1 pseudogene is annotated in these 363 nt (G+C 52.6%); it reads left to right on the forward strand.

Annotation, left to right across the window (positions count from 1 at the left end):
• A pseudogene (locus CVN76_RS02190) lies at nt 1-363 on the forward strand (methylmalonyl Co-A mutase-associated GTPase MeaB); the annotation flags it as partial.

Raw genomic sequence — 363 nt, forward strand, 5'->3', positions numbered from 1 at the left:
TGCGGTCCTTGCGGTCGATCCGAGCTCATCCATTAACGGGGGGAGTATCCTTGGTGATAAGACGAGGATGGAGGAGCTGGCAAGGAATCCCCGCGCCTTCATCAGGCCCTCGCCTTCAGAGGGTACGTTGGGCGGCGTTCATCGCAAAACAAGGGAAACGATGCTGCTTTGTGAAGCGGCAGGATTTGATGTCATTCTTATTGAAACGGTCGGTGTCGGTCAAAGTGAAGCGATCGTCCGAAGCATGGTGGATTTCTTCATGCTCCTTGTCCTGACAGGCGCAGGCGATGAGTTACAGGGAATGAAGAAAGGGATACTGGAGCTTGTGGATGGAATTGTGGTCAATAAAGCGGATGGTGATAA

The organism is Bacillus sp. mrc49 (genome assembly GCF_002803435.1).